This window comes from Allomesorhizobium camelthorni (assembly GCF_011045125.1).
Lineage (GTDB): Bacteria > Pseudomonadota > Alphaproteobacteria > Rhizobiales > Rhizobiaceae > Allomesorhizobium > Allomesorhizobium camelthorni.
This window is the reverse complement of sequence record NZ_JAAKZF010000114.1, coordinates 1-11,643: the sequence shown is the minus strand read 5'-3', so window position 1 is coordinate 11,643 and position 11,643 is coordinate 1. Positions and strand designations below refer to the sequence as shown.

Below are 11,643 nucleotides of genomic sequence, written 5' to 3'. Positions count from 1 at the left end.
CAGCGTCGTTCGCAGCCTTGGATTGCCGGCTTTCGATACCCCCTGGTCGTGATCGACCGAGCCGCTCTGCCACGGCGTCGGTGCGAGGCCCGCATAGGCGGCAACCTGTCGTCGGTTGTCGAAGTGACGCGACAGCCCTTCTGACCAGAGCACGGCGGCGAACTCCGGCCCGATGCCTTTTAGATTGAGCAGCATCGCCGGTGCCGGCGAGACGATCGGCACGGCAGCAAGCATCGCATCGCGCGCGGCCTCGACAGTCTTGATCTGTTCCAGCAGCAGTTCGAGCCTGTCGAGTTCTCGGCCGACCTGCGCCTGCAGATGTGCCGGCAAGGGTCGGCCGTCGCCGGTCTTCAGCGCCTCCAGTCGCTTGCGCCGGTCGCGGCGCAGCGGCTCATAGCCGGACACGCCCTGGGCAAACAGCAGGCCCTTGACGCGGTTGACGTGGCGCACGCGCTCGTTGGTCAAAGCCTTTCGCTCACGCGTGATGCGGCGACGGTCCTCCTCCTCGGGCGTGGGCACCCGGAGCATCGCACACACCCGTGGCTCGCCTCGCTTATAGGCCAGCAACGCCCGGACCAGCGCCTCACCGTCGATCTTGTCGGTCTTTGCGCGGCGGCGCCGGCGCGAAGTCGCAATCGACGCCGGATCGACGACGTGACTTTCGATCCCTTCGGCCTCCAACACGCGATGGATCCATAAGCCATCGAGCCCGGCCTCCTGGATCACGATGATCGGAAAACACTGCCCGGTCCGCGCCTCTGCCTTCTTCTTAAGCTCGGCAAAGCGCGCCAGCAGTCCGGCGATGTCGCCGGCCACCACCGAATGCTTCGACATCTTCTCGCCGCCACCCGGCGACAGCGAGGTGATCAACCATTTCGAGCGGCTCAGTTCCAATGAGACGAAGATTGCGCCAAGATCGGTACGGATAGCGGTCGGCGCTTCGGATTGGTGAGCTGCAACGGGCATGCTTGCCTCCAGGGTAAGGTGTTGATTAAGCGACATCACTTTGCCACAGCGCAGGTCGCTATCCACCCTCCTCATAGGATCTGGATTGGACGGTGCGTTCTTGGCGCATTGTCGGCTCCGGCGGTTGCGGGTTTTCCTTTGGAATCAGTAGCTTGATGCCAAAGTGTACCTGAAACCGCCGGGCTTTTCCCGCGCAAATATAGCGATTCTTCCAATAAATTCAGTACCTTGCCGTTTATGGACGGGCACTAGACTAGCCTAGAAACCGCTCAACATGAACTTCGCTTAAATCCTGGAGATCGTGCCCGTTGCCGACATGCCAGTCTCTCAGCTCACGAAATAGGCTTAGCGATCGCCAGGTGCATTGCCGACCGAAGCCTTCGTCCGACAATCTGCCCGCATAAACGCGTGCAAACTCGCCATATGGCCCGTGGATCAGCTTCCGATACAGTGAGCTGCGTTGCAGATAGTCACTTGCGTTCATGTGTCCTCTCCTTCGCGTCAATTGCGACGGAGAGAGCCTAAGCTATGCCGATCCAGCTACCGCTACGTTGAGGAAAGTCTTGGTAAAAACTTGCTCACTCGGCATAGTTCGGCGGTCGGTATAAACCTGCAGACTCAACGGCGTCGAGCCCCTCGGGTATCTCGCCGATGTCCTCACCAGGATCGTCAACGGCCACCCCAACAGCCAGATCGACGGCCTACATCCGGGCTCCCGAACTTATGGCCGTGCCTGAGAACAGCGCTCACGACAGATCGTTACTAGCGATCAAAACCAAGTGCCTGATGGCAGCAATTATGTCGCCGGAAGCTGTTGCGCTGTCCGCGCCGCCGCTTGGCTGTCCCGTGGCGACAGAGCAGGCAAAAGCGGCAGAAGGCCTGCGGTTTCGACGCTTCTGATCGCGGTGAGAATCTGCTCCTGCCACTTTGGGTCAACGTGCTCTCTGCTGATGTTCTTGAACTTTTCCACCACCTGGTCGGTGGATAACGGGTTTGCCTCATCCCCTAAGGCATGTCGTACGACCATTTCTTCCGGCCCTCTGCCCTGATCCATGACAACGCGGGCAGGCGTCCCGGCTGGGAACGCCGAAGCGAAGTCGGAGGACGGCGCAAGCTCTATACGCGCCGCGAAATCTAGCACGCGTGCGTCAGTAAGGCGTTCAAGCTGAACAGGCTGTAGAGCTTCCCGCCCGTATAGAGCGGCCAGTGCGCAACTAAAATAGAAGCTGTATTGCCCGCCCTCCAAGGTGCTGGGGGCGCGTTCGTTTGCAAGGCGCATCGCCTGTGGGAAAGTTTCGATGCGCAGCTTTCGAACCTCTTGACCCTCCCGGCGCAGGGCAAGGATCGCATCGATAGCTGCGTGAATGTAGCGGCAACATGCATATGGCTTGATATAGCATTTTTGAACCTCCCAAGACGACCCAAGATTGTCTGTCAGGAGATGGCGTTCGAAACGATCATTGTCATCAAGAAGATCAAGCGGTCCGGTTGCGGCTGCTCGCGCGCGATAGGCCGCGGTAACGCCTGCAACCACGGCAGGGGGAATCCCTTCCTTGATTGTATTGCCCACGAACTTGGATGTTGCAGTCAAGAATACGATCGGGCCTTCGGATCCGGCGATCGCCAACGCATGAGCAGTTTCTGTTGCACCCATGCCTAGGAGACGGCAGGCTGCGGCCGCAGCCCCGTAGCCGGCCCAGCGTCCACTCGCATACGTGTCGACTGTTCCAAGGGGACGAGAGCTCGCAATTCGCAGCGCGATTTCGTATCCGAGCGCAATTGCAACCATCGTCTCGGAGACTGACGCGTCGACAGCCTGGGCCACCGCCAAGGCGGCGGAAATGACGCCGGAGCCAGCGTGGCCTGCTGCGCCGCGGTGACCGTCGTCGATATCCAGCGCGCTTGCGGCAGCGCTATTCGCCATCGCGGCGCCGACCACACTAGCGTGCTTGTCTTTCAACCATATGCTGATCGGCCCCTCGCCGTAAGCTTCCAGTGCCGCCTTTCTGGCTGCGCTGGCTAACGGCGATTGCAGACCCGCAGCGGTGGCACCGATGAGATCCAGTATCAGTAAGGAAATTGTACGCCGTGTCGCCGTTGGAAGCGCATCTGCTCGGTAGCTGCTAACAAATTCGCTGAGTTCACATATCGCTCGCACTGGAAGAGCTCCAATAGACCACGTTTTTTTGGAATGAAATGGTTTCGGCTGCCTTTGCCCCCGCGCGGTTCGAGCCTAGTAACCGACTCACCTCGGTCAAGTGTCATATCGATGTGTCGTGGGGATGCCCGCCAGAAGTCGCTGAGTATGGGTTGGCCCGGCCTGCCAATTACCTCGTCACGCGGGCCAATCTGCAAGGCGATCTGCGTGGGGACGAAAGCGTCGCTCGGCATGCGGATCTGGCGACGAACTGACATGTTTCTTTCCCTCCTTCATTCCATTGGCGGCGATACTACCCGTGAATATCGTCAGCAGCTCTTGCCGCGTCGCGGCTTAGGCGTTTCAAGAAATGTGCCAACTGCCGCGTGATTCTCAGAACGAACTTTCTGCTTGCCGGTCAATGGCTTGAATGGCTGCAGCAGAAGCCAAGCTGAACGCGACCGTGTCACGGACTCGCCAAACCCGACAATAGGCATCGACTGCTCGGCGTCTTCCTAGGAATGGCGGGTAGGCCCCTTCTGCAGGCAAGCGGAATTCACCTCATTTAACCGACTCTCTGTATGTTAGAGTTAGAGGTGCCTGTCACGCATGAGCCGTCCGGGCGACTAAACTTCGGATGAGATCGACAAGCGCTATTTTGTGACGAGCCCTGGAACCTCCCCGAGTATGTTTTTGGTTCGACCGCGTCGCTGGTGTTTTTCTGTCCCGACCGCCCCACTTCACAGCCGCCGCGCGCAGGGGCAGTCTGGCCGCGTTTTACGCGGGCCACCGCAAGGCTTGGCCTTGATCGGCCCGAGCACGGCGGCACGCTCGATCGGATCGGGGTGCAAGACCCCGAGGGCTGGCGCAACTGGAAATACCCGCCGCAGTCAGCTATTGTCGTCGTGTGCGGGCGACCTCGCGGCGAAGCGTGGTGCATCGGCTGAAAGCGCCGCCGGCCACCTTATTCGAGCCTTGCCGGACTGAGGCGCCCGCGGGCCCTTTCTTTGGCAGGCGCGGGCGCAAAGCCTCAACGAAGTGTTCGTATCCTTTCTGGTCCTGCTCGGCGACGCGATTCTCCTGATTCCGCAGCTCCTTGACATTGTAGGCATAGGTCGGTCCGCGGCGGTTGCCCTTTCTTCTGCGGCTTGCCAGCCTTCAACTCCATGCTGCACATCTTGTGGGCAACCTGACTGGGTCGCGCCCAGAGGTAGTCCGTCTCTTTCGTCAACATATGCCAGACGAGCACCGTCAGCTTGCGCGCCACGGCGACGGCGGCAACTTGATGGCCGCGCTTGGCCCGGATGCGGCCAAAGAACGCATGGAGCGGACCCGGCGTCTTGGCGGCCGCGCCCAAGCGGCTTCGACCGAGCATCGCGCGGGCATGGCTGCGTCCGATCTTGCTGATCCGCCCGTGATGGCAGCACCGAGCCCCGACTGGCGCACGGGTGGGTTCAGGCCGAAATAGCTCACCAGCTTTTGCGGGTTGAAAAACGGCCGATGTCACCGACAGCCGCCACTAGCCCGGCCGACACCGCGAGATTGACGCCGGTGATTGTGAGCAGCCGTTTGATCGCCGCATCGTTGATGCGCGCGCTCGGCAATCTCCCGGTCAAGCACGCGGAGATCGTCACTCAGCCTGTCCAGTTCCCGGATATGGCGGTGGATTGCGGCGCGATCGTCATGTGGCACCGGCTGACGGGTGAGCCAGGCACGACCGAGGCTTGATCCGGGTCCGATGCCGCACGACCTGGTAGCGCCGCGCGACCAGCCTGCACATTCGCTCCGTGGCGGCATCCGGTGTCTAGATCTCCGGCAGGTAGCCGGCTGCGTACAAGCTGGCCAGCGTGCCGGCGTCGATCTTGTCGGTCTTCACATGAGCGCGCGATCGCCTTGACCTGCAGCGGAGTGGCGATCACCACCCGCTTCACGAATAGCGCCAGCACCCGCGACACCGCCATCCAGTTGTCAGTGGCCTCGATGACCACCTCATCGGTGGCCAGAAGTGCCAAAGCCTTCCAGCGCCGTTCGTGTCATGTCGACCCGGCCCCACACGCCGCAGCCGACCGTCTTCCCAGATCACCACCTCCCCAAAGATACGGTGGGTGTCGATTCCGATTACACGTCGCATTCCCCCTGTCTCCTCTCGATCAGTCAGTGGGTGGGGAGCGGCGAGCGACACGACAACTACGGATTCGCGCTCTCAGCGCAACCGGGCGAGTCGAAGAGGCGGCCATCTACTAACACGAGCTCGCAGCTCAACGCACTGGATCGGCCTGCCCGCACCTTCGTGCTCCCGGTGCCTCTGTCCCCGATGGTCGCACCATACGCCGCGATCGCGAAAACAGCAGCCGGACATCGGCACCGAGAATTTTATACCGGTTACTGATCCGTTGGCTAACCAGGGGGCTTGTTGGCCATGAGCGGATGCGCCAACTACCAGATGCGGTAGTATCGGTGCTTACCCGGGAGCTGTAGAATCAACGTGTTTCAGCGAACTGATTAGGGTGTTTCAGCATACGGACACGTAACGACGCAGACGGGCTCGAATGAAATTCGTGCAGCAGATGAACTGGGGCGCAAGTGTGGTCTCCGCTACGGTCTGCGCGAGACAACCGCACCGGCTATTCGCTCGAACTCAATTGCCGCCCTTCGCCGGCGAATTATCTACGAAGCCGTGCGAGGCGTGGATGGGTACAAGAGGCCGGGATAGTGTTTTATATGCAGATGATGGCAGCTGGGATGGGCTACGGCGAGACGGTGCTGGTGACGGGGTCGGAAAGGCCTAACCAGCATAGAGCGCGAGCTCTTCTCGCGTACTTGAGCGCCATCCACGAGGCTAACGGGAAGCAGATGAAGTAAGCGCGGCACTCGATCTCTGACCTTTGCCGGCGTGGAAACAATCTCCACTAGCGGGTGAACAACGAACCAAATTACGCAGCCAACAATGAAGGACCTAAGACGGTGAGTGAGCTTGCGAACAATGATATGGATTTCCCTGCTGATGAATATCGAGCGCGGCTGCATCGCACGCAAGAACAGATGGCCAAGCATGATCTTCCCGTCCTACTGCTGCACCAACCAGAAAACATCCTGTTTCTGACGGGGTTTTATACAACTGGCTATTTCTCCTATCACGCCTTGGCGGTCCCGAGGCGCGGCGACCCGGTGCTGATCTTGCGCGATATGGAAGTCCCGGCCGCGCACAGCACCTCGTGGGTAAAACACCACACGGTCTATGCAGATGCCGCCGAGCCGCTCCCCGTCTGGCTCGACGCGGCGCGAAGAGCCCTTGATGGCCTCGGCTTGGCAGGCGGGCGCGTCGGCGTAGATGAACACTCATGGTTCTTGACGGTGGAACGCTGGAAAATGCTTCAGGCGCTGCTACCGAATGCAACTCTGGTGGGAGAGCCGCGCATTGTCGACCACCTGCGCCTGATCAAATCGCCGCGGGAACTAGAATGTCTGCGCGCCGCTGCCCGCCAGGTTGAAGTGGGCATGCGCGCTGGCATCGAGGCTATCGCGCCTGGTGTCATGGAGCGAGAAGTTGCCGGCGCCGTCTTCAGCGCATTGGTGAAGGCCGGGTCGGGAATGCCGCTCAGCGGTATCATAACCTCGGGCAATCGAACGGATCTGATACACGGAGATTATTCCGACCGGCGCCTCGAACGTGGCGATACTGTCTACTTCGAACTCCAAGGTATCCATCAAAAGTATTGGGCTCGCTTAATGCGCGCGGCGGTGGTTGGTAGCCCGACCGCCGAGCAGCAGCGCATTGCCGAGACAATCCTGCGCATCCAAGACGAGGCCATCGCGCTGATGCGGCCGGGCACACCGGCCGGCGTGATCGACCGAGCTTGCCGCGAGCCGCTCTTGGCTAGCGGTCTGCGCGAGACTTACACAAATCGCGCTGGCTATTCGCTGGGTCTTAATTACCGCCCATCCGCCGGCGAGTTCATCCGCGAGTTCGTGCCGGGCGTGGAATGGGTGCTGGAGCACGGAATGGTGTTTCATATGCTGATGATGGCAGCCGGGATGGGCTTCAGCGAAACGGTGCTGGTGACGGAACGCGGGCCGGAACGCCTAACGAGAATGGAGCGCAAGCTTTTCTCCGTACTTTAGGACCAACCACGAGGCTAGCGCATGCAATCACACCTCTCCTCTCCTGACGTCGAACGCGCAGATGGTTAAGACCACGGACGAGGCGCTCCGCTGCGCGGCAATCAAAGTGAGAGCGACCTCTCTCCCAGATTGATGGGTCGTCTAATCTATAATCTAGTTTCGTCCATAAACGCACACATTTTGCCGCGTTTACAGGCACTTACGCTCGTCGAGAAGCGATTGTAGGGGCACGGACGGGGAAGAGCGCGCCGGTTTGTGGCGAAAACGACGTCGCGGGCGCAGTGGCGCGAACGCCGCGAGACCGGCGTTGGACCGGATTCCAAACGGCGGACCGGCGTCAGCTTGGTTTCAGGCGGGTGAAGAGGACGAGGTTGTAGGCCACGACCGAGGACCGGACGTAGCCCTTGAAGTGGTCAAGCCCGCGCCAGGTGCAGCGTGCCAAGCCGTAAGCACGTTTGAGGCAAGAGATGCCGGCTTCGATGCCGGCGCGGAAGTTGCGGAGCTTGCGGTAGCCCAGTTGCTTCTGACCATGTCCTCGATCCTGAGGCCGGCATTCTTGTGGAAAGCCATGTCGGAGACGCCCCATGTCTTCGCTGTGGCCAGGTTGTCGCGAGTGGCGAAGCCACCATCGGTCGCCGCCTGCCGCGGCGCCTGGCCATAGAAGGCTGCATGGCGCTCCAGCATCGGCAGCAAGCGGTCGCTGTCGGCCGGGTTGCCGGTTTCGATCACCAGATCAAGGACCATGCCGCTCCTGCCGGTGGTCAGGTGAGTTTGTGGCCGTACTCGGTGTCCGCGGCTGCCTTTGACGATGATATCGGCATGCGGTTTGAACAGGCTGCGTATTTCAGGCGACCGTGAGCACGGATTTCACCGCATCGTGAGCACGGATTTCACGGGATCATGAGCAACGATTTCAGACGGTCGTGAGCACCTTTTCGGAGGTGCGGGACGCTTCGGCCGACAACTCAGCCAGTCTACAGGATGCCTCGTTCAAAACGAGGAAGCCTGATGCCAACCCAGAGATTGTCGATGCGCCGGATCAGAGAAGTGACCGAGCGCGCCATCGCGCACACGCTTGGGGTGAGCAATGGCGTCGTGCATGGCGCGCCCGTCTTGCTGGGTTGAGCTGGCCGCTGCCTGAAGGGATGGATGACGAAGGCGGACCGGCGGCGAACTGGCGCTGCAGGAACTGACGCGCAGGAAGCCGCTGTTGGCCAACCGCACGCCACCGGAGATCGAGGCGATCATCCTCGAGCTGACGCTGGAATATCCCGCCTATGGACAGACCCGCATCGCCAACGAAATGCGCAAGCTAGGCCACTCGGTCTCGCCATCGGGCGTACGCGGGGTGTGGCAGCGTCACGATCTGGAGACGATGAAGAAGCGGCTGAAGGCGCTGGAGGCGAAGGTCGCCCAGGACGGCATCGTGCTCACCGAGAGCCAATTGGTGGCGCTGGAAAAGGCCAAGCTGGACAAGGAGGCGCATGGTGAGTTCGAGAGTGAATGCCCGGGCTTTGCGGCGGCCAGGACACCTTCTATGTCGGCAACATGAAGGGGATGGCTATGTCGGCAACATGAAGGGGGTGGGACGCATCTATCAGCAGACCTTCCTCGACACCTATTCGAAGGTCGCCTTCGCCAAGCTCTATGACCGCAAGACGCCGATCACCGCCGCCGATCTCCTCACCGACCGCGTGGTGCCGTTCTTCGACGCCCACGACGTGAAGCTAAACCGGGTGCTGACCGACCGCGGCACCGAATATTGCGGCAATCCCGAACATCACGAGTACGAGCTCTATCTGGCGCTCGAGGACGTGGATCATTCCCGCACCAAGACCAAGAACCCGCAGACCAATGGCATCGTTGAACGGTTCCACAAGACGGTGCTGGACGAGTTCTACCGGGTCGCCTTCAGGAAGAAGATCTACGGCTCGATCGAGGAGTTGCAGGCCGATCTGGATGAATGGGTCAGAAGTTACAATGAGGAGCGCCCACATCAGGGCCGCTGGTGCTTCGGCAAGACGCCGATGCGGGACTGTCAGGAATTCTGTGCGCGAGGCCGGTTTCGTCATTGGCTGACGAACCTTTCGCCGAAGACGACGGCGAACTGGGTTTTGGCCTCGAACCACTCGCGCGGCGGTCGTTTCCAATCCTCGGCGGCGTGGTTCAGGACCAGATATAACAGTTTCATTGCCGCGTCGTCGTTGGGGAAATGGCCTCGGGTGCGGACGGCGCGGCGCAGTTTCGAGTTCAGCGCCTCGATCGCGTTCGTAACCGGTATGATCATGACGGTGCCATCCGGTCCGCGCTGGAGATACGAGATTTTCGGCGTATGGTGCGACCATCCGGGACAGGGGCACCGGGAGCACGCCAAGTGCGGGCAGGCCGATCCATTCGATGAGCTGCGAGCTCGCGTTAGTAGCTGGCCGCCCCTGCGACCTGCCCGGTTGCGCCGAGAGCGCGGATCCGTAGGTGTCGCGTCGCCCGCCGGCTCCCGACCGTCTGAGGAGAGGAGCCGATGAGACGTGTGATTGGAATGGACATCCACCGCACCTTTGCGGAGGTGGTGTTTTGGGAAGACGGCCGGCTGCGTCATCACGGACGGGTCGACATGACCCGCTCGGGACTGGAAGGGTTCGGCCGCAGTCTGGGCAAGAAGGACGAGGTCGTTCTCGAGGCGACCGGCAATGCTATGGCGGTGGTGCGGGTGCTGTCGCCTTTCGTCGGCCGGGTGATTGTCGCCAACCCGATGCAGGTGAAGGCGATCGCCCACGCGAGGATCAAGACCGACAAGATCGATGCTGGCGTTCTGGCGCAGCTGCAGGCCAGTGGCTTTTTGCCGGAAGTGTGGGTTCCGGACGAGCGCACCGAGCGTCTTCGCCGCCTTGTCGCCCGACGCAATCAGGTCGTACGGCACCGCACGCGGGTGAAGAACGAGGTGCACGGCATCCTGCAAGCGCATCTGGTGCCGAAGTGCCCGCATGCCGATCTGTTCAACAATCGCGGCCGGGCCTGGCTCGAGCGTCAGGTGCTCCCCGACGATGAGCGGGCCGCCATCGCTCGCCACATTCGCGAGATTGATCGCCTGGCCGAGGACTTGGCAGACCTTGATGTCGACATCGCCATGGAGGCGGTCGACGATCCGCAGGTCCGTCGGCTTCAAACGATCACCGGCGTGAATGCCATCGTGGCAACCGGTATCATCGCCGCCATCGGCGGCATCCGGCGGTTCAATGAGCCACAGAAACTGGTGAGCTACTTTGGCCTCAATCCGCGTGTCCGCCAATCCGGCCTTGGCATCGCTCAGTATGGACGTATCAGCAAACATGGGCGTTCCCATGCCCGCGCCATGCTGGTCGAGGCTGCCTGGGCGGCGGCGAAGGCGCCCGGCCCACTCAGAGCCTTCTTCCTGCGCATCCGCAGCAAACGTGGCCATCAGGTCGCGGCGGTCGCCGTTGCCCGCAAGCTCGCCGTGCTGATCTGGCACTTGCTGACCAAGGAGCAGGACTACTTCTGGGTCCGCCCTGCGCTGGTGGCGGCGAAGCAACGGCAACTCGCCCTCAAGGCCGGCGCGCCGAGCGAGCGCAGTGTTGGGCGCCGCGGAGCGGCCTACGCCTACAATGTCAAGGAGTTGCGCAACCGGGAGAAGGCCGCGGCCGAAAATGCCGAGCGTGCCTACGAGCTGATGGTCCGGCACTGGCGATCACGAGGGCCGAAGCGGCGCACGGACGCCACAAAGGAGGAGCGACTATAGGCTGCGCGGCGGCGCTCTCATCCTCTCGCGCCACTCTTCGCCACGTGGTCGTCCGTGCTGGGCGATCATAGCACAAAGAATGTGCCGCCACGACAATCGCCGACACGGCCTGCTCCAGCCTGGCTCCGTGCTCGACGCCGTCAAGGCATGGCCTCGAAGCGTCGTGACCTGCCGAACCGTCAGTGCGACGGCCAGCCTTGACCGCGTCTCGACACGGGAGCCGATGGCGATGCGTCGGCCGGGACGAAGAAACGGGCTCACCGGAACCGAACAAAGAAACGAATGAGCCAACGTCAGACTTGTCGATGTCATCCGTGGTGTAGATGATCCGGCGCACGCTTTCGGGGAAGGCGAAGAACGGTACCACGTGTTGCCAGTTGCGCCGCCAGCTCTGGGTGATCGCCGGATACCGCTGGCCCCAGTAGCCGGCCTCGAATTCCTCCAGGGCCTTCATGCCGGCTTCGGCATCCTTTGCCCGGTAGATCGCGCGCAGCGCCGGCACGACCGGCTTGCGATCCTTCCACGACACGAACTCCAGCGAATGGCGGATCAGATGCACGATGCAGGTTTGGACCACGGTCTGGGGGAAGACGGCGTTGATCGCCTCGGGGAAGCCCTTCAGGCCGTCGACGACGGCGATCAGGACGTCGGCGACGCCACGGTA

At 61.5% G+C, this 11,643-nt stretch carries 6 protein-coding genes and 5 pseudogenes; 5 read left to right on the top strand and 6 right to left on the bottom strand.

The window, feature by feature from the left end:
• Together G6N73_RS32190 and G6N73_RS32185 are read right to left on the bottom strand one after the other, a co-directional pair.
• Nucleotides 1-966 (bottom strand): IS110 family RNA-guided transposase (locus G6N73_RS32190; RefSeq protein WP_165033982.1); only part of this gene is annotated, 966 nt, incomplete at its 3' end.
• Between the two features lie 253 nt (nt 967-1,219).
• On the bottom strand, nt 1,220-1,450 hold the full coding sequence (locus G6N73_RS32185) for a hypothetical protein (protein WP_246252747.1): 231 nt from the start codon (nt 1,448-1,450) through the stop codon (nt 1,220-1,222).
• 124 nt (nt 1,451-1,574) lie between these two features.
• On the opposite strand from G6N73_RS32185, the pseudogene G6N73_RS32180 reads away from it, so the two are divergent.
• Nucleotides 1,575-1,703 (top strand): annotated as a pseudogene (locus tag G6N73_RS32180) (transposase domain-containing protein); the annotation flags it as partial.
• A 59-nt stretch (nt 1,704-1,762) separates the two neighbouring features.
• Here the strand turns inward: G6N73_RS32180 and G6N73_RS32175 are convergent.
• A complete protein-coding gene (locus G6N73_RS32175) occupies nt 1,763-3,124 on the bottom strand; it encodes an MmgE/PrpD family protein (RefSeq protein WP_165033981.1) in 1,362 nt (453 codons plus the stop codon).
• Between the two features lie 1,479 nt (nt 3,125-4,603).
• Here G6N73_RS32175 and G6N73_RS36555 point away from each other — a divergent pair.
• Nucleotides 4,604-4,831 (top strand): hypothetical protein, encoded by a 228-nt coding sequence (locus tag G6N73_RS36555; RefSeq protein WP_206079211.1) that lies wholly within the window; start codon nt 4,604-4,606, stop codon nt 4,829-4,831.
• A 1,236-nt stretch (nt 4,832-6,067) separates the two neighbouring features.
• Nucleotides 6,068-7,225: a M24 family metallopeptidase gene (locus G6N73_RS32165; RefSeq protein ID WP_343044825.1), complete on the top strand. Its 1,158-nt coding sequence runs from the start codon at nt 6,068-6,070 to the stop codon at nt 7,223-7,225.
• A gap of 337 nt (nt 7,226-7,562) precedes the next feature.
• Here the strand turns inward: G6N73_RS32165 and G6N73_RS32160 are convergent.
• Nucleotides 7,563-8,065, bottom strand: a pseudogene (locus G6N73_RS32160) (transposase); the annotation flags it as partial.
• Nucleotides 8,066-8,390: 325 nt separating this feature from the next.
• Between G6N73_RS32160 and G6N73_RS32155 the strand changes: the two are divergent.
• A pseudogene (locus G6N73_RS32155) lies at nt 8,391-9,255 on the top strand (IS481 family transposase); the annotation flags it as partial.
• A gap of 38 nt (nt 9,256-9,293) precedes the next feature.
• Here G6N73_RS32155 and G6N73_RS32150 read toward each other — a convergent pair.
• Nucleotides 9,294-9,509 (bottom strand): annotated as a pseudogene (locus G6N73_RS32150) (transposase); the annotation flags it as partial.
• 252 nt (nt 9,510-9,761) lie between these two features.
• On the opposite strand from G6N73_RS32150, the gene G6N73_RS32145 reads away from it, so the two are divergent.
• Complete coding sequence (locus tag G6N73_RS32145; RefSeq protein WP_165033983.1) at nt 9,762-10,979, top strand: IS110 family RNA-guided transposase; 1,218 nt, start codon at nt 9,762-9,764, stop codon at nt 10,977-10,979.
• 301 nt (nt 10,980-11,280) lie between these two features.
• Here G6N73_RS32145 and G6N73_RS32140 read toward each other — a convergent pair.
• Nucleotides 11,281-11,643, bottom strand: a pseudogene (locus G6N73_RS32140) (transposase); the annotation flags it as partial.